General features: G+C 56.7%; 13 protein-coding genes. 3 read left to right on the forward strand and 10 right to left on the reverse strand.

Going from position 1 to position 16977, the window contains the following annotated elements; genetic code table 11:
- Positions 1 to 276: 276 nt before the first annotated feature.
- From NB063_RS32740 to NB063_RS06170, 3 genes are all read right to left on the reverse strand, one after another.
- On the reverse strand, positions 277 to 567 hold the full coding sequence (locus NB063_RS32740) for an anti-sigma factor family protein (RefSeq protein ID WP_456061985.1): 291 nt from the start codon (positions 565 to 567) through the stop codon (positions 277 to 279).
- Between the two features lie 14 nt (positions 568 to 581).
- On the reverse strand, positions 582 to 1292 hold the full coding sequence (locus NB063_RS06165) for a sigma-70 family RNA polymerase sigma factor (RefSeq protein WP_250927879.1): 711 nt from the start codon (positions 1290 to 1292) through the stop codon (positions 582 to 584).
- A gap of 209 nt (positions 1293 to 1501) precedes the next feature.
- The gene (locus NB063_RS06170; RefSeq protein ID WP_250927880.1) at positions 1502 to 3430 is read right to left on the reverse strand and encodes a caspase family protein; all 1929 of its coding nucleotides are present in this window, start codon (positions 3428 to 3430) and stop codon (positions 1502 to 1504) included.
- Positions 3431 to 3885: 455 nt separating this feature from the next.
- Between NB063_RS06170 and trpC the strand changes: the two genes are divergently transcribed.
- Positions 3886 to 4668 (forward strand): indole-3-glycerol phosphate synthase TrpC, encoded by a 783-nt coding sequence (trpC, locus tag NB063_RS06175; RefSeq protein ID WP_250927881.1) that lies wholly within the window; start codon positions 3886 to 3888, stop codon positions 4666 to 4668.
- A 112-nt stretch (positions 4669 to 4780) separates the two neighbouring features.
- Here trpC and NB063_RS06180 read toward each other — a convergent pair whose 3' ends face one another.
- The 3 genes from NB063_RS06180 to NB063_RS06190 all read right to left on the reverse strand — a co-directional run bounded on the left by NB063_RS06180 (position 4781) and on the right by NB063_RS06190 (position 10574).
- Entirely contained in the window at positions 4781 to 7057 is a 2277-nt protein-coding gene (locus NB063_RS06180; RefSeq protein ID WP_250927882.1) for an Orn/Lys/Arg family decarboxylase, read from the reverse strand.
- Between the two features lie 322 nt (positions 7058 to 7379).
- Positions 7380 to 9116, reverse strand: a complete 1737-nt coding sequence (locus tag NB063_RS06185) for a hypothetical protein (protein WP_250927883.1) — start codon at positions 9114 to 9116, stop codon at positions 7380 to 7382.
- A gap of 303 nt (positions 9117 to 9419) precedes the next feature.
- A complete protein-coding gene (locus NB063_RS06190; protein ID WP_250927884.1) occupies positions 9420 to 10574 on the reverse strand; it encodes a potassium channel protein in 1155 nt (384 codons plus the stop codon).
- 111 nt (positions 10575 to 10685) lie between these two features.
- Between NB063_RS06190 and larC the strand changes: the two genes are divergently transcribed.
- On the forward strand, positions 10686 to 11885 hold the full coding sequence (gene larC, locus NB063_RS06195) for a nickel pincer cofactor biosynthesis protein LarC (RefSeq protein WP_250927885.1): 1200 nt from the start codon (positions 10686 to 10688) through the stop codon (positions 11883 to 11885).
- A 45-nt stretch (positions 11886 to 11930) separates the two neighbouring features.
- On the opposite strand, the gene NB063_RS06200 is transcribed toward larC, so the two are convergent.
- Both NB063_RS06200 and fae read right to left on the reverse strand, forming a co-directional pair.
- Positions 11931 to 12827 (reverse strand): NADP-dependent methylenetetrahydromethanopterin/methylenetetrahydrofolate dehydrogenase, encoded by an 897-nt coding sequence (locus NB063_RS06200; protein ID WP_250927886.1) that lies wholly within the window; start codon positions 12825 to 12827, stop codon positions 11931 to 11933.
- A 161-nt stretch (positions 12828 to 12988) separates the two neighbouring features.
- On the reverse strand, positions 12989 to 13486 hold the full coding sequence (gene fae / locus NB063_RS06205; protein WP_250927887.1) for a formaldehyde-activating enzyme: 498 nt from the start codon (positions 13484 to 13486) through the stop codon (positions 12989 to 12991).
- Positions 13487 to 13695: 209 nt separating this feature from the next.
- On the opposite strand from fae, the gene NB063_RS06210 reads away from it, so the two are divergent.
- Positions 13696 to 14883 (forward strand): ATP-grasp domain-containing protein, encoded by a 1188-nt coding sequence (locus tag NB063_RS06210; RefSeq protein ID WP_250927888.1) that lies wholly within the window; start codon positions 13696 to 13698, stop codon positions 14881 to 14883.
- Between the two features lie 25 nt (positions 14884 to 14908).
- Here NB063_RS06210 and NB063_RS06215 read toward each other — a convergent pair whose 3' ends face one another.
- A complete protein-coding gene (locus NB063_RS06215; RefSeq protein WP_250927889.1) occupies positions 14909 to 15421 on the reverse strand; it encodes a GNAT family N-acetyltransferase in 513 nt (170 codons plus the stop codon).
- A 218-nt stretch (positions 15422 to 15639) separates the two neighbouring features.
- A complete protein-coding gene (locus NB063_RS06220; protein ID WP_250927890.1) occupies positions 15640 to 16917 on the reverse strand; it encodes an alpha/beta hydrolase family protein in 1278 nt (425 codons plus the stop codon).
- Positions 16918 to 16977 lie beyond the last annotated feature (60 nt).

Here is a 16977-nt window from a genome sequence, read left to right on the forward strand (position 1 = left end):
ATACCAGTTCCAAAAGGACGCGTTGGACCGATCGGCAGCGATGATGCGAAACGATGCAGATTTCCAACACACAGACCTCCGTCTTGTCGGATGATTGGATGCCACCTGCACGGGATCATTCGTTGATCTGTTGGTGGAAAACTACGGCAGCAGAGTTCTGCCGCCGACCGTTCCATCGGTTCTCTGCTGAGGATGTCGAAGCCGGGAAACACTCCGCCACATAGGAGAAGCCAAAGCCCACGGACCACCTAGCCAATGGATGCGAAAAACAAGCGATTATCGCAGCCGGCCTGCGATGTAAATTTTTATTCTTTGTTTCGCTTCCGGAGACAGGTGTGACATTTCGTTCACGCCAACACGGGTGGTCTGCATGCGTGTGGACGAGACGCGGGCTGCGAGATCCTTATCGCTGCAAATCCGCTTGTGCAGCGTATGCTGGTCACGGCGAAATGCGGCGCAGAGCCGGCACATCCGAAGATGCATCCACACCGCCATTCGCGTCCGTAGTGGCAACGGACGTTCAAGTGATTGCGACACCAGCATTGTGATTTCGTGACATGAACGCATGAGAACGCTTTTCTCTATTCTTTCTCTTGCAGCCACCGCATTTTGATACAGGTGGCCAGCCGCAGCCGAGCGCGGTGCAGCAACACCCACAAGTTAGACGGGCTGATCTCGAGTTCCTTACAGATTTGGACGGATTCCAAACTGTCGATCTCTCGCATCACAAACGCCCCTGATTGTCGGTTGGGAAGTGTGCTGAGGCATTTCTCGAAAATCGGCCAGAACTCAGCCGTCTCGACGGCGTCGAGTGGTTGCAACAAGATTTCGCGAGCGTTTCGGGTCCAGTTGCCTTTGCGATCAAAGAACTCTGTCAGCGTGGCTGCCGCATCCAAATCTTCCGGCTGCGATGCCCGATTGCGGGAACGGACAAAATCGATGATTTTCCGTTTCAAAATTCCCATCAACCAACCCTGCTGAGACCCTGATCCGGCAAATTGATCGATGTGTTCCAACCCGGCCACAAAAGTCTGCTGGACCACTTCTTCAGCGGCATCGACGTCGCGTAACCGTGACATGGCATATCGATACAGTCCATCGCCGTAGTGTTCAACCCAATCCTGCGGTTCAATCGTGGCGGTCGAGTTGAGTGTTTGGCTCACAGCGATCTCTTTCTTGTAACTCGAGACTCCTGAGTGGATCGTCGGCAACACGACACGCAGTGTTTTTGCGTCCGCGCGCCGCATCACGTCATGAGATACAGATGTCCAAAGAACGTCTCGGCCCGTCATCGTGCCGATCCACGACGATTCCTTTTGCCCGGCTCGGAAGGCGACCCACGTCCGATCGGGTCACACTCCGCTCGGAATTTCACCACATGAGGACCGGCCCGCCCAGTCGCGTAGATACCAGTCGCGTAGATACCGCTCGCGTGAGACACCGGTCGAGTAAGAGACACACCGGTGGGAGTCAGACGCTGGCGGAGGCAAAGCGTGAGCTATTACCGAACCAATCCTTGAGCCCGGAGTCGACGAATCTCGCTAGGAGATTCCCATCTCGGTGTTTCCCAAATGCTCGGCGCCCGACCGTTCTTCTGAAAATATCTCTTGGTGAAGCTATCACCGCCACTCGGCACTGATGACGACCGCGAAGAGTTTCCTTGGTTCGAATTTGAGAACAGATTGCTCTGGAAACCGCGTGATGACGACTGCGTCTGCGGTTGTCGGAACTGACTCGACTGAACCCGCTGCGTCGATTGGAATTGCTGCGGTTGGTGGAACTGCGACGAGGATGAAAATTGGCTCGTTCCATTGATCGGAACCGACTGCACCACACCGTGGCTACTGGTCACCGGCATGCCTGAGGTACCGGACTGAACTGGGAAACTCTGAGTCGAGAAACTCTGAACCGGCGACGACGTGTTCGAAACCACCGAGGACGTGCCGGTGGAGGTGGCAGGTTTGGTCCCGTCAGCCGCCACCGCTTGAGTCGAGGACACGACGGGCGTTGACGGCGCTGTCGATTTTGTAAACACCGATTTTTGTACCCACCCTTGAATCTGGCTGTTGTCTTGGACGGCTTCCACCCACAACCAATCCCCCTTGGACAAAGTCACCAAAGCGATCTGATTTTTTCGAACGGTCGCCTTGACTTCCGTCCCAACCTTCAACGCCGCCTCGTCTGCGATGACCGACATGTGAATCCCTTTGGATCCCGCTGCTTTGTAATCCACGATGGCACGTTCGATGTCTCGATCGGAGCGTCTTCCCAGATAGGCGACCCCACGACTCCTGCGAACTTGTCGCCGTTGGTCTTCGGAGAGACTCGAATCACTTATCAACGCGGAGAACGCATCAATTGCTAATTCATAATCGCCTTCGTAAAGCCATGTATTGGCTTGACGCATCAACGACTGACTCTGCGGGGCATGGCTGGTCGACTCAATCGCGTTGTCGTTGGTGGCATCTCTGCCCATCGCGCCGGGCGACGAAGCCCCGATCGGATTGGACGTCGCATTCGCGCTAACAACCGGCGATGGGACGCCCGATGACTCGAAATTGCTGCTTGTCCCCATTGATTCTAACCGAATCGCCGCCTGCTCCATCTCTTCTCGTGAAGCGAGGTTATTGGGCTGACGCAGATAAAAGGCATCCAACGAAGCATCGAGATTCAGCCACGGACGTTGTCCGGTTGCTTTCTTGACTGCCGCACTGGCGGTGAAAAAGACATCTCGCAACAACAGCCCCGAGGCAGGACGTTCCGAAAACGCTTTCGCTAATTCCGCGGTGTAAGGCGAATTGGTCCCCGCGCCATCCAACGCGGTTTGTCCTGGTGCGGTGGCGTATGCGATCAACGTTCCTTCGGGAATGACGCTTATAGGAGCCAGACCACGGCCCTTGATACTTCGTTTCCAAGCTCGCTCAAACGGATTGTCACGACAACAATCCAGTACGATCACGTTCATATTGCTCGCCGACGCATCGAGCGAATCGATGACAAAGTTTTGAGAAACGGTTTTGTATTTCACCGCCGCGGCGTCATGAATGTTCGCATCGATGGGAACCAAGTAGTTTTCACCGTTGATCTGTAAACCGTGACCGGCGAAGAAGAATAGGGCGAGCCCATTCTTGGGAACCCGTCGACAGAACTCCGCGATTTCCTGGTCCATTTGCTGCTGGGTTTGGTCGATTCGGGTCGTCACCGCAAACCCTAGGTCCCGAAGCGTTTTGTCCATCAACCTCGCATCATTGGCTGGGTTCGACAACGCTCCGTTGTGATAGGCGCCGTTGCCGATCACCAACGCATGCATGGACTCAGCTCGGACGTGGTCGGAAAACGCCAACCCGAGTAATAACGGCAACAGCAATCCCAGACGCCACGCCGAGTTGCGGTGATCAGAACGGTGATGATTTGATGGTTGATTTTGCATTTCGAAAGCCAATGAAATGGAGTTCCACCTGTACTGCCAAGGCAGCTGCGCCGTCGCATCGCATCTGAGCGGATACCTTTAACATAGGATTCCTGACACGCTTCCGGACATATTACAGGCTTTTTTTCAATTTTTCAGACACAGATGCAGCAATCGTCCGCTGGTCGGCGGTGATCCAGATCCAATCGGCCCCGCGTTGCCCAGCAACACGCTCATCCCGCTCATCCCGCTCCGCCCGCTCGCCCCCTCTCTGCCAGACGAGGCGGCGAAGGTGGTTTTGAGCGTGTATCCGTCGAATTTGAGTCGGCCTCCATCGCGTCAATCCACGACGCAATCGATCAGCGCCGCGGTCCGGTTGTGAGCGGCTTTGAGGAGGCTCCTCGGCTTGGTACCATCCTCGTTTTCCCGGATTCCAGACACCGGCCTCCAGACATCAGCTATCAGGTTTTTTCGCGGTGACGATTCTCGACGATATTCTTGTCAAAACGCGGGCCACGATCGAACGAGATCGACAACTCGTCCCCCAACAGCAACTCGCGGATGCGGTCGCGTCACTCCCTCCGTGTCGCGATTTCCACGCCGCATTGGCGGCAGGCCATGAGGTACGTCTGATCGCCGAAGTGAAACGGGCGAGCCCCTCGGCAGGACTGATTCGCGAAGACTTCGATCCGCCTACCATCGCCCGGGCGTACGAAGCGGGCGGAGCCGCGTGCATCAGCGTGCTGACGGACGAACCGTTTTTCCAAGGTTCGCTGGACTACTTGCGGGCCGTCCGCAAAAGCGTCGATCTACCGATCTTGCGTAAGGATTTTATCGTCGACGAATACCAATTGCTGCAGGCACGCGTCGCCGGTGCCGACGCGGTCTTGTTAATCGCGGAATGTCTCACGCCATCCGAATTAATCACGCTCGACGAACAAGCATCACGGCTCGGACTACAAACGCTGATCGAGCTGTATGAACCCCAAAACCTCGCCGCGGTCCTGGCCACAAACACCCGTCTCGTCGGGATCAATAACCGTGATTTGAGAACATTCCACACCGACCTGGAACACACCATCCGTTTGGCGAAGGACATCCCGTCGGACCGCCTGATCGTGGGTGAGAGCGGCATCCGCACCCACGACGACGTCTTGCATCTCAAAGCGGGCGGCGTCAAAGGCATCTTGGTGGGTGAGTCGTTGATGAGGCAACCCAACATCACCGAGGCAACGCGGCGACTGTTAGGCACCGCGTGAGATGCCTAGTGCCAAAGACAGCCAGTCTTTCATGCTCACAATAGACGCCCACCGCGAGAAGTCAGCCTCACTGGAGGTCTAACCCGTCGACGGGAATGCGAAACCAGCAGGTTCAATCGGCGGTCGCTTTCATCCGGATACAATCGACGTAATAGCTCTTCACGCCGTTGACGTTCTCTTCGACAAGCCCGTGGATGTCGGTGTAGAAACCGGGGAATTTCTCGTTGAACTTACGAGCAAACTGCAGGTATTCGACGATCGTTCGATTGAAACACTCGCCAGGGATGAGCAGCGGAATGCCGGGTGGATAGGGCGTCAACAGCACCGCCGTCACGCGGCCAAGCAGATTATCGATTTCGACGCGATCGATTTCACGATGCGTCATCATCGCATAGGCATCTGACGGCTTCATCGCCGGATCCATGTCCGAAAGATACATCTCGGTGGTGACCCGTGCGATGTCGTTTTCTTTGTAGGTTTCGTGAATCGATTGACTGAGGTCCTTCAGACCGATTCGTTCATATTGCGGGAACTGCGCGACGAACTCGGGAAGGATCTTCCACATCGGCAGGTTTTTGTCGTAGTCATCTTTGAACTGCTGCAGGGCGCTCACCAACGTATTCCAACGACCTTTGGTGATACCAATCGTGAACATGATGAAGAACGAATAGAGCCCTGCCTTCTCCACGATCACGCCATGTTCCGCGAGATAGCGGGTCACGATCGATGCGGGGATACCGGTTTCGGCAAACTGGCCGTTTAGGTTCAGCCCCGGCGTGACGACGGTACCCTTGATCGGGTCGAGCATGTTGAAACCGGGCGCGATGTTGCCGAAGCCGTGCCATTCGTCATCCGCTTCCAACATCCAATCGGCTTGAGTACCGATGCCATGTTCAGGAATTTCATCCGGCCCCCAAACTTGGAACCACCAATCATCACCCCATTCGGCGTCGACCTTGCGCATCGCACGGCGAAAATTCATCGCCTCGAGGATCGATTCTTCGACGAGGGCTGTGCCGCCCGGTGGTTCCATCATCGCCGCGGCAACATCACACGACGCGATGATGGCGTACTGCGGTGACGTCGACGAATGCATCAAATAGGCTTCGTTGAAAACGTGCCGATCGAGTTTATGGTTCTTCGGCTCTTTGACGAGAATCTGCGACGCCTGAGAAATCCCGGCCAACAGTTTGTGGGTCGAGTGTGTGGCAAAAACCATCGATTCTTCACATGTGTCGCGGTCGCGTCCGATCGCGTGCATGTTTTGATAGAAGTCATGGAAGGTCGCGTGGGGCAACCAGGCTTCGTCAAAGTGCAATGTGCCGATCTGCCCGTCGAGAAGCTCCTTGAGCATTTCGACGTTGTAAACGATGCCATCGTAGGTCGACTGCGTGATGGTCAGAATTCGCGGCTTGCGATCCGGGTTGGCGGCCTGAGCGGCGCGGGCAAACGGGTTGGCTTCGATCTTCTTTTGGATGTTCTCGGGATGGAATTCCTCGAGAGGAATCGGTCCGATCAATCCGAGGTGATTGCGTTTCGGAGTTAGGAACACCGGTACCGCACCGGTCATGATGATCGAGTGCAAGATCGATTTATGACAATTTCGATCGACGACGACGATGTCGCCAGAGGCAACCGTCGAGTGCCACACCATCTTGTTGGACGTCGACGTGCCGTTAGTGACAAAAAAGCAGTGGTCAGCGTCAAAAATCCTGGCGGCGTTTCGTTCCGACGCGGCAACCGGTCCGGTGTGGTCGAGCAATTGCCCGAGTTCTTCAACCGCATTGCAGACGTCGGCACGTAACATGTTCTCACCAAAAAATTGGTGGAACATTCTGCCCACGGGGCTCTTCAAAAATGCGACGCCGCCGGAGTGACCGGGGCAGTGCCAGGAATAGGATCCGTCACGCGCGTAGTCCATTAACGCGCGAAAGAACGGCGGTGCGAGACTGTCGGTATAGGCACGGGCCTCATGCAAGATATGCCGGGCAACAAATTTCGGCGTGTCCTCAAACATGTGAATGAACCCATGCAGTTCACGCAAAATGTCGTTGGGAATATGCGCCGACGTCCGCGTTTCGCCGTACAGAAAGATCGGAATGTCGTTGTTTTTAAACCGAATCTCTTGAATGAACTCGCGGAGCATCGTTATCGCGGGGCCCTCGTCCTCATCGTCCGAGAGGACTTCCTCGTCGTCGATTGAGAGGATGAATGCCGACGCGCGCGACTGTTGCTGCGCGAACTGGGAGAGGTCGCCGTAACTGGTCGCACCGATGACTTCCGTCCCCTCCTCTTCGATCGCTTCGGCAAGGGCACGAATACCTAGGCCCGATGCGTTCTCGGAGCGGAAATCTTCATCGATAATGAGAATGGGGAAACGAAACTTCATTCGGAATCTTTCTGGTGGTCTTGGATAGGGCGGCGAATTCTACGCGCTGCCGCCCTGAGATCAAAGATGAGCGTTTTTACGCAATATCGAGAGAATTCGATCGACCGAGGCCCTGCCGGGCAACCAAAGAGGCCCTTTGATGGCGATACTCGGATCAATCGGGCTTATAAAGAATCATCAAGAATAGCCGATTACGACATGGCAACGAGGCGTCTCAAACCCGGAAACGCCACCGAATTGCCTCAACCGGTGTCGCCACATAAAAAAACCACCGAGCCGAAGCCCGGTGGTCGCAAAATCATATTCGCAATTTCCAGCGGCCTTAGAATTGGCCGTTATTCTGCTGCATCTTCTTCATTTGAGCTTCACGGATGGCTCCCCCGATCGCACGCAACAGGCCATCGCCGAGCACAATGCTGCTGCGCTGTCCGTTGTCAATCGCTTTGCTGACCACGCGAAGCGTTCCGGCATCGTCTGCCCGCGAAAGTGCGTCGATCATCGAAGCGATCGCATCATTCGGTTCAACGGATTGAGCGAATTGCAAAATCGGCATCAGGTTCAGCTCGAAACGGGCCAAATCGTCGCTCGGGGCAACCGGGCTACCCGCACCATCAATCATCTCTTTCATCAGATCGATGCTTTGGTCACCCAACGCGACATAGACGGCTTTCTCGCCGGTACCGATGTGTACCCGAACGGTGTCGCCAAAAATCTTGCGGACTTCGTCTTCCTTGGCCGGCACTTCCGCTTCGACCAAGTGCATGGTCACACCCTTGTAGGTGTCCCGATCAAATTCGAAACGGGGTGCGTCACCACGACCTTGCAGTTTGTTCGCGATATCTTTGACGATCGAAGCGGCTTCGCCACCGTCAGCAACAAAGCAGCCCATGACGAACTTCATCGAACCGGCGTCGGTGAGCAACAACGCCCCCGCATCGACTTTACCTTCTTCGTAGGACGAAAGTGCCAAGTCGGCGAGTCGTTTGACAACGTCGGTGGCCTCATTGATTTCCGATTCGCTGAGTCGGTTCGATTGGCCGAGCATGGTGCCGACCATCTTCATTGCGTTTTCGATGCTGCCGCGGGCAGTTTCAATGGTTTCTGGACTGATCGAAGCGGCGGCGTGGAAATAACCTGCCGCGTCATCACGCACCACCATCGAGTAAGCCGACGGAACCGGCTTTTGCTCGGAATAAACTCGCGCGAGCTTGGTTCCTGGAATCGCGGTGAACGATGCATCGACGACGATACGGCGTCCCGTCGCGTCGATATCCACACCCACCATCAGATCATCAGTTTGGCTAATAACCTGCTCGAGCTGCTCCATCGACTGCTCCGCGTATTCGCGAGCCGATGCGGCTTCATCACCCTGACGCGACATAGCTTGATCGAAACCTTGACGCAATTGCCCGATCAACGCGTCGCGAACCGCGGCTGGGATTTGTTGCATGTCCAATCGGATCGCGATGTCGTAGTCCGATCCCATTTGAGAGATCACCGACGAAGGATCCGCGGGAACCCGGTCGAGCACGCTGCGGTTGCGTGCGAGCACCGCCCAATTGCCCATCTGGCGAATGAAAACGGTGTTCGCCCCGATTGCGACGACGAGTGTCCCGTCGTCGAGTTCATCGGCGGGGCCGGTTTGGGCTTCAAGCCGTTTGAGAACGGTTTTGACGTCCGAAGTGGGAACGAGTGCGATCGGTTCAGGTGTTCCGTCAACGAGCGGCACCAAAATGCCAACCGGTTGGCTGGTGTCGACACCTTGGGTGAACGTACCCGCCATCATCGCGAACATGCCGCCAAACTGAGGCTGGCCGAGCGCGCCGCTGAGGTAATTCAAATCCTGCGTCAATTGGTTAACGCTGCCAATGGTCACAACCACAACGGGCTCGGTCGTGGTGGCGACGGCGTTTGGCGAATCGCTCGGTGCGCCGGGCGTCAGAGCTTCTTGTGCTGAAAGGCTGTTCACGGGCAGCAACGTTGCCGCGGAAGTGGCCAACAGAGCGGTCGCGAGAGCGACCGAACGAGAGAAACGGCAAGGGGCAAACAAACGTCTCACGAAAACATCCTTTGAGTTTTTTACAGATCGAAAGCGACGGCAGAATCAATCGCGGTGCAATTGTAGCGCCGCCGGTAAGGTTACGGTCGAGATAGATCGAAACAAGCTGGGCAGTCCCGAATTCAACAGAATCCAGAACACGGGAAGCCGCTCGCCCATCAGTACCCGGCCGCCATACGCATGGTTTCAGAAAAATCGAAATATTTGTCTGTCCCTCCTCCGCCCATGCGTTTTGCAGCCAGCTTGAACGCAATCACACCACCCGCCCCAGCGGCAAATCACAGCACACCCGCTGGAACGCAATCACGCGTCTAGCATTCGCTTGTCGAGCCGATCGGGCAACTCAAGTTTTTCGTCGAAACCTGACACTTCCCCGTCCGAGACTCCAGATGGGTCCGGTGAGTTCTCCTCATCTCTCGAATCCTCAGGGTCCGAGTCGGTATCCCGCGTCGCAATTTCCCGTTCCAATCGGGCGATCAGCAACCGGATCAAACGCGCCTCGCGCTGCGTGACGACCAACTCTTCCCGCAGTCGCTTGAGTTGTTTTTCAGGCGTTTTGCGGAACAACCGCGTCGATACGTCCAGCAAAACCAATGCCCGAAACGCTTTGAGCACCATCCCTCGCAACCGATAGGCCCTCGCGAGCTTCGTCAGCTGCGGCAGTTTGGCGAGCTTCGCCAGTCGCGTCCCGCGCATCGCCTGCATCGACCGCAAAAACGAGAAAAACGGCAATGCGATAATCGCGATGTCGACCCAGTGACGGCGGATGTAGTCGATCTTTTTCTCGGCGATCGAAACCATCAAAATGAATTCCGCAGCGAACGCGAACCAAATCACCCCCGTCCCCACATGCAACGAAACCCGCAGCCACTGGTAGCGAGCGACCTGGTCTTTGAGCATGAATTCGACAATCAAAACGGGCAGAATCAGCATCGCGATGCCGATCATCGGCACGCTAAAGTGCTGCTCGAGCCGCCGCCTCAGTCGCCGATTGGGTCGCTGCCATCCGAGCCCCGGTAGCCACAAGTATCCATGCATTTCGGCACTTTTGGCACACATGCGGAGCGACGGACAGATGCAAAACACCAGCGAATGGAGATGGAACCACCGCGTCGCCCACGTTTTTGGGCGGATGATCCAGTGGTAAATCGATTCCAAGACCACGATTGGCCAAATCAATCCCATCGCGCCTATCGCGAGACTCTCCAGCCAAACCTGCGTGGGCGAAGCCGGCCCGAGAGAAAAGGCTGCCGCATTGTCGTCCGCCACCAACGCCGTTTCGGCATCACCCCGGTCGAGTTTCTCAGTCATCGCCACGCCGGTTGCGACTGTTTTTTCTCGGATCGATGGCACGTCGACCCAAATCACGATCAACACCGCTTGGCAGATCAGAAAAACCACCGCCAATGAAAACATCAGCGGCGCCGTGAGAACGGCAATTCGGGTGTGGATCAACATGACAAAATGGGACCCGCGGTGGTGTGCGGAGTCAATCGGTCGGGCTCGGTTTGCGTTGCGATTCCGATGGGGTGCTTGGTAAAACCACGCCGCTTTGTTGTACTATCGCTCATGAATATCAACCTGCATTTCGACTGCCTCAGCGGCATCAGCGGCGACATGACGCTCGGCGCCCTCATCGACCTCGGCGTCGACCCGGATCTCATCCGAACCGGTCTCGCTTCACTCAATGTGGCGGATTTGAAACTGCACGTCGATGATGTGAAGAAATGTGGATTCCGGGCGACGCACATCCGCGTCGAACACCCCGAACAAAAGGCTCACCGCCACCTCCATCATATCGAAGCGATGATTGACGCGGCCGATGCGATCTCCGACGGAGCCAAAACATTGGCCCGGCGGATTTTTCAGTGCATCGGCGAGGCCGAAGCCAAGGTGCACGGGTGCGATTTGCGAAAAGTGCATTTTCACGAAGTCGGTGCGGTCGACTCGATCGCGGATATCGTTGGAGTCGCCATCGCGATCGATGCGTTGGGCATCGACAGTGTGACTTCGTCGGCGATCCCCACCGGCACCGGATCGATCACGATCGACCATGGCCGCGTGGCCGTCCCCGCCCCCGCGACGGTCGAGATTCTGACCGGCGTACCGCTCGCTTACTGCGAAATCGAATCAGAACTCACCACCCCGACCGGCGCCGCGATCATCAAAACACTGGCATCTTCTTTCGGCCCGGCCCCCGCCATGACACCGCACCGCGTCGGATACGGCGCGGGAACCCGTGACCTCCCCGGCCAAGCCAATGTGTTGCGGGTGACGATGGGACAACTGCCCGAGGCGGCCTCCGATCCCGGTCAAATCGAAACCGATCGCGTGACGCTACTCGAAACCAACATCGACGATGCCACCGCCGAACAACTCGCCGACGTTACCGAACGTCTCATGCGGGCTGGCGCGCTCGATGTCTGGCAAACTCCATGCGTGATGAAAAAAGGACGTTTGGCGAGCGTCGTCTCGGTCCTTTGTGGCGGGTCGAAAGCAGCGACGATGCAAAGCATTCTGTTTCAGCACACGTCCACGATTGGGATCCGTCGCCAAATCCTCGAGCGTGCGAAACTGGCCCGCCAAGCCGTCGAAATCGAAACCGCGTACGGCCCCGCCCAGGGCAAAGTCGTGACGCTACCCGACGGCGAGAAGCGTTTTTCGCTCGAAGACGATGAAGCCAAACGGCTCTCCCGTTCCAGCGGCAAATCAACCGCCGAAATGCAGCGTGAAGCCGTCCTGGCATGGTCCCAACAGCAACCAGAGTGATCGCGGAAACGCTGCATCCCGGTACGTCTAATCGACCAAAATGAACTACTTCATTTGCTCGATTGTGATGTCGTAGATTTCATCGGCGTCGAGCACCAAGTCGTTTCGCTCGAACAGTTTCGCGATCGCCGCCTTGTGCGTCCGCATCTTCAATCCGCCGACGCCGATCGGGCCATAAACCACCGGCGAACTTCCATCACCCTCGCGCAGCGGTTTCGCTTTATCGAACGCGTCGACGCCGCCGATCCCCGCAGGCGGCACGGCGTTGAGATCGATCGCGACGCGAAGATTCTTCAGCGAACCGAGCTCGTCGGCGGCTAACATTTCAACTCCCGCCGCACCGCAGGCGATGATCACGTCGGCCCGACCGAGCAGCTCCATCTTCGCGGCATCGGTTTCCGGGGCAGCAGGTTCGAGGGCGTGCTCGTGAGAAGCCTTGCCCCCAATTCCGGTCACGATTTCTTGGCAAGCGGATTCGGCACGGTCCATCGAACGGCTGGTGAGGACCACGCGGACACCTTGGCGAGCAAGCATGTGGGCGACGCGGCGTCCGACCGGGCCGGTCCCGCCGAGCACCACGCCCATGGCTCCTTCCAATGTCATGTGTTTGGTCACCGAAGCAACCGCCGCCGCGGCGGTGGTATTGCACCCCGATGCGTCGAGCATCACCGACACTCGCACAGGGCCAAAGAACGCATTTTGAACCGCTTCAAATAAATCTTCCGCCTGACGGACTTCGCTGCCACCAACGAAGATTGCCGTGTTCTTCAGATCATCACCGCCGCGGGTGAACATCGCCCCGTGAACCAACGACTCCACCCCTGACGCTTCGACGGAATTATAACGGAACAAACGATCCACACCGGCATCCACCGCGACAACAGAGTCAAACGAACTCGGTTGGGGATCAACGTCAAACTGAAAGAGGATTTTCTGGCTCATCGCTCACCTGTGATTGGCAAAAGAATGGTCACTCTACGAAAACAGCTCCGAGGTCGACTCCCCTCGAAGCTGTTGTATTGGTCAGGCCAACGGCCATGGTCTATAGGGCATCGACTCAATGACGCCGCGTGCACTTCCGCGTCCTACGACGCGGCGACGTTTTAGAATCCCTTAAACGGGTGAGCAGCCGAGTCTTTCTTGGCCAACATGTCGTCCACGCTCGGCTTGTTCGACAGTGCCGACTTGAGCGATTCCAAAGTGGCTTCGTAGTTGTATTTGTAGATCTTCTCGTCGTCTTCGGCGGCGGGGTGAATGAACACACCACAAACACAAACGAGCTCTTCCGCGGCGTCACGTGGAATGATCCCTTGGCTAACCGCGTCAGCAACCGCTTGGGCGACCGCGGCTTGAGCGGGGCCGAACATTTGAACGGCTTGCTTCATTCCTTTGATCGTCACCTTCGTGATCATGACGGTCGAAGGTTTGACGGCAACGTTCGGCTCGAGAACGGCCAACAGGTTCGTGTGCCCTTCGCTTTGGTTAGCCAGAGCGTTTGCAAAAGCGGTTCCAACAGGACCGTTCTTGCTACCGATCATCAGGTCGATGTGAGCGACTTCGTTACCGTCACCGACCAGGGCTTCTCCGATGTGAAAATGCATGACAGGATGCCTCTAAGTAAAAGAGTTTTGGGAAACGACCGGTGGGGAACCCGAGGTCCTTACCCCACACGTGGAGATGTTTCGATTGTGAACGTCAAAGAAACGCCACGGGTCGACAATTATCCAAGAGTGATGGGTGGGTCTTGCAGAGCGAAACGGTAACAAACCCACAGAACCTCGCCAACCAGGTCGCGGAAATCGCCCCAAAAGTGCCTCGTTTTCCCAGCGTATTGTTGGTCGGAGCGTCCGTCCGCTGGGCCGCCCAGTCCGCCGCCGGCAGGCACCGTGTGATCGGCATGGACCTCTTCGGTGACCAAGACACCATCGCCGCCTGCGATCGCTTCCAAAAAATCACCCTCGACGAACAAGCCGACCCGGCAAAACTCGAATCCGCCATCTCAAAGCTTGCCCGGGATGAACAGGCGACCATTTTTCGAGTCGGCGGCCTCGGCTGCCAATCCGTGTTCGCTCCTGACGATCTCGCGTCGATCGCCCGCGCAGCCGGCTTCCTCTTCCCGGAGACCTATTCCCGCTGCGAATTCAAACGGTCGGGACTTGCAAGTCGCCAGCAAGGCTGCCGATGGCTGGTCAAACAATCCGGTTCGACTGGCGGGCTCGGCGTCTCCTTTTATCCAGCGACGTCGCTCGCAGCCATATCACCAACCGCCCACATCCAACGTTGGATTCCAGGCCAACCCTATGGAGTCGTGGCAATGGCGAATCGGGGACGCGTCAAGATTCTCGGCATCACGCGTTCCATCCCAGTTCGCTGCGGCGGCCTGCCTTTCGTTTACGCCGGTTCACGGACGACCATGCATCATGCCATCGGCGAGATCACTCGACTGCAAGTTTTGGCCGAGACGATCGCCGAGCAACGAGACCTTTCCGGCCTATTCAATATCGACTTCATCCGTGACCGACAAAATCGATGGTGGCTTCTCGAAGTCAACGAGCGACCGAGCGCCTCGTGTGAAATCATCGAACGGGCCGCCCGATCCGATGTTCGATCGATCGATTCTCCATCTCTGATAACGATGCACATCGACAGTGTGCTCAACACCAACTCCGTGCACGCAATCGAATCGGCGATTGCATCTTGGGACATCCAGTCGGCAAGCAGCGATCGCATCCATCTCAAACGCATCGTCTACAGCCGACGCAATGGCCATGTCCATCTCACCGATTTGAAGCGTGCTTGGGATACAAAACGCGTGGGATCCATCGCGACAAAGCGCACGACACATAAACAACTCGCCGACTATCCCACCGACAACGCGCCAGTAAAAAAAGGACACCCGATCGCAACGGTGTTGATCGACAGCTCGCAAGACTCTGCCACCGTCGCGAAGGTAATGCGACGCGCCGTTGGGCAAATCCAGGCAGCCGTGACGGGTTAATCCGCAGCACTCAGCAAGTCAGCGGCTACTTCAGCTTCCTGGTCAAGAAGAGCGTTTCGCCGAGGTCGCGGTTACCCGGTGGGTCGCGGAAATCACAACTGCGATAGAGCTTTGCGGCCGCTTGGTTCCCCCGATACACCTCCAATGTGACCTTGCAACAACCACGCTGTTTCGCCACATCAGTTGCCGCTTCGATCAGTTGCCGACCGATCCCCCGTCCTCGGTGACTGCGGGTGACCATCACATCGTGAATATTCAATACCGGCATCGCGGTAAATGTTGAGAACGTTTCGAATGCGTTGATCAGACCCACAGGGCGGAAGCCGTCATCGTCCCCGTTATCGTTCCCGTCATCCACGGCCAGCAATGAAACCGCATTGTCACGCCGGGCGAGTTCATCAACGACACGCTGCCTGACGGCAAAGGGTAAACCGCTGCCACCAATCGCCGGATCAGCAGAGTATTCCGATAGCAAACGAAGAATCGCGACGCGATGCGTTTTTAAGCGATAGTCGGCAACCAGTGTTCGAATGCTCATGGGAAATTTTGTAAAACCAGTAAGGACGTGTGATGTGGCAACGTCCCTATGCTTACCCGGTTTCTCGGTAATCGAACAGGTCGTTGCCGCACCTAAACCTGAGTGTTGCTTGAACCGGAGGGCTCGCGCCCTTCCGCTAAAAGACTTAGCAGGCGCGAGCCGTCCGGTCACACCACAAGTGAAAAGCTTACAAAGCGTGAGCCCCTCACCATGCAATCCTAGTGAGACGCCTCGGTGGCCGCGGGGTGGTGCTGGCCCAGATGCAGGATTGTTCCAGGCGGCACAGCGTGTGCGGGCAACTCGCTAGCGTCGCGGAAGACCCGCATCGTTTCGACCGACTCGATCGTGTTGGCGGTTTCGTCATACCGGCCCGTCCGCGTATCGAGCACGCCGGAAGCATCGAGGCCCAAGTGTTTGGCAAAGAATGCATAGACGGCTTGCCGCTTGCTCTCCCCATAGTCGTGAGCTTCGTCAGCCAGATGAACGTTTTCGACCAAGGATGCTTTTCCAAACAGCTCGTAAACATTTTTGATGTAAGGAAACTCAACCTCGGGAGTGTTCTTGGTCCAATCACCACCGACCGAAACCACCAGCATGGGACGGGGCGCACACACGGCGGCGATTTCAACGTTGTTGGTTTCTAGTTCCGCGGTCATGTGAATCGGACGACCACTCTCACAGTCGCAGCCTCCAAAAAAGTGCGCCGACACCATCGTCACCGGCGCGGCAACGCGGATTCGTTGATCCACTGCCGTCAGCACGAACACTTGCGTACCACCGCCCGACGCACCCGTGATCGCGATCCGTCCGGGGTCGATGTTGGCCAACGACTCAAGAAAATCCACTGCGCGAAGACTGCTCCATGTCTGCAACGCGAAGACTTGCGGATGTTCGTGCCGCCACCCGAGATGTTCCGAATCGCCAAACCCGACCATGTCATACGAAAACACCGTCGCTCCCATGCGGGCGAGCGTGGCACAGCGTTGCTGATGATCCGGGCGAAACCGACCGCCCTCAGTACCTCTCCAATGACCATGCGGACACAACACACCTGCCTGACGCTGTGGCCCATCGATCGGCCGATACAGATTGCCATAAACGAAGAAGCCCGGTGTCGATTCGAATGCCACCGACTCGACCGTGTAACCATCATACGTTCGCTGGTTCTTCACGATCGCCTGGAGCGGCGTGCGTGGCGGAAGCGGATCCAATCCGATGCCTCGCAAGATCTGCGTGCGAATCCGTTCGGCTCGGTGCTGCCACTCTTCAACGGTCGAGTACGTACGAGCCAAACGTGCGAGCTGATCGCGAGCAGCCGCTTCACTTTGCCAATGACCTTGACACAATGTCGGCGTCTCCGCAGCAGAAGCGTCTTTCAGGTCTAACCCTTCTTGCGCAGCAACAGTCCTACCCGCAGTCAGTATCGCGATCGAAAAAATCGCAAAAACCAAGAGCGAATGGACCATGCGATGCCAACCAATCATTGAAAATTTCATGAGCAAAAAACTGCGGGCACAGGTACGGTAAAACGTTAACGGGTCTCCGCCTCTCAAGTG

It is taken from the genome of Aporhodopirellula aestuarii (assembly GCF_023701485.1).
GTDB classification, from domain to species: Bacteria; Planctomycetota; Planctomycetia; order Pirellulales; family Pirellulaceae; genus Rhodopirellula; species Rhodopirellula aestuarii.